This window comes from Pseudarthrobacter humi, assembly GCF_024294965.1.
GTDB classification, from domain to species: domain Bacteria; phylum Actinomycetota; class Actinomycetes; order Actinomycetales; family Micrococcaceae; genus Arthrobacter; species Arthrobacter humi.
In genome coordinates this window covers 1-1,357 of record NZ_JANCLV010000043.1, presented here as the reverse complement: position 1 = coordinate 1,357, position 1,357 = coordinate 1, and the positions used below count along the sequence as shown (strand labels likewise).

1 protein-coding gene is annotated in these 1,357 nt (G+C 62.6%); it reads left to right on the top strand.

The genetic code is table 11. The annotated features are described in order from the left end of the window. The first annotated feature begins 124 nt into the window (after window positions 1–124). Entirely contained in the window at window positions 125–1,342 is a 1,218-nt protein-coding gene (locus NFC73_RS20665) for a DDE-type integrase/transposase/recombinase (protein ID WP_254753352.1), read from the top strand. Window positions 1,343–1,357 lie beyond the last annotated feature (15 nt).

The window sequence follows — 1,357 nt, the reverse complement described above, 5'->3', positions numbered from 1 at the left end:
CGCGTTGACTCATCAAAGATGCCCGCGTAGCTGCTATCGAAGAATCATTTGAGAATGCCCGCATAGCGGCGCGTCTGCCGGGGCGGTATCTGCTGGCCCGGCACTGTGAGCCATGGAGCTTTCGATGAGCGAACGCAAGGCCGTCACGAAAACCACCGCCCTCCGATATGCCCGGGCCGATCGTGCGGCCAAGAAGACCATCCTGGACGAGCTGTGTGCCTTGACGCTTTGGCACCGGGATCATGCGCGGAAGGCGCTGCGGCAGGCTCTGGTACTCAAGCAGGTCAAGGCCCGGCCGCCCAGGCCTCCGCTCTACGGGGACGACGTGATCGAGGCGCTGCGGTTCTGCTGGGCTGTCCAGGGCACCCCGTGCGGGCGTCTGCTGGCGGCGGCGCTGCCGGATCTGGTGCCGCGGCTGCGCCGGTTCAACGAGCTGGCGATCGAGGACGGGACGGCGGCGTTGCTGCTGAAGATCGCCCCGGCGACCATCGACCGCCGGCTCAAGGCAGACCGGGGCAAACTCGACCCAAGGGGCCGCTCCCATACCAAGCCCGGGACACTGCTCAAGGACTCCATCCCGATGCGGACCTGGGCCGAATGGGACGACGCGCGGCCCGGATTTGTGGAGATTGATCTGGTCGGCCACGAGGGCGGAAATTCCAGGGGTGAGTTCTGCTTCACCCTGACGATCACTGACATTTCCACGGGGTGGACCGAGACCCGGTCGGTGAGGAACAAGGCCCAGAAATGGGTGTTCGCCGCGATCAAGGAAGCCACCGCGGCGTTCCCGTTCCCGATCCTGGGGATCGACTCGGACAACGGAAGCGAGTTCATCAATTGGGGGCTGCTGCGGTGGTGCGAACAGGAGCAACTGACCTTCACCAGGTCCCGCTCCGGGAACAAGAATGACGGCGCCCATGTGGAACAGAAGAACTGGCATGTGGTCCGCCAAACCGTTGGATACCACCGTTACGACACGGCGGCGGAACTTGAGCTGCTGAACCGGATCTGGGCGTTGCAAGCGCGGCTGACCAATCACTTCGGACCCCAGCAGAAACTCGTCCAGAAGATCCGAACCGGCGCAAAGATCAGCAAGAAGTACGACCTGCCAGCAACCCCATACCAACGGGTCCTGGCCGACGAAGGCACGGTCCGGCAGGGAGTGAAGACAAAATTGCAGCGGGAGAACAAACCCTTGAATCCAGCGGCAATCCAACGTCAGGTTCAAGCCCTCTGCACCGACCTGCTCACCCTCACCACGGCCAAGCAAGGCCCCAAGAACCAACCATCAATCCGGGCAAAATCAAATGATTCCACGATGAAAGCTACGCGGGCATCTTGACATGATTCCTCGGGG

Bases quoted from the DNA above. Each gene is read 5' to 3' on its own strand.
- NFC73_RS20665 (WP_254753352.1), top strand. From the start codon at position 125: ATGAGCGAACGCAAGGCCGTCACGAAAACCACCGCCCTCCGATATGCC.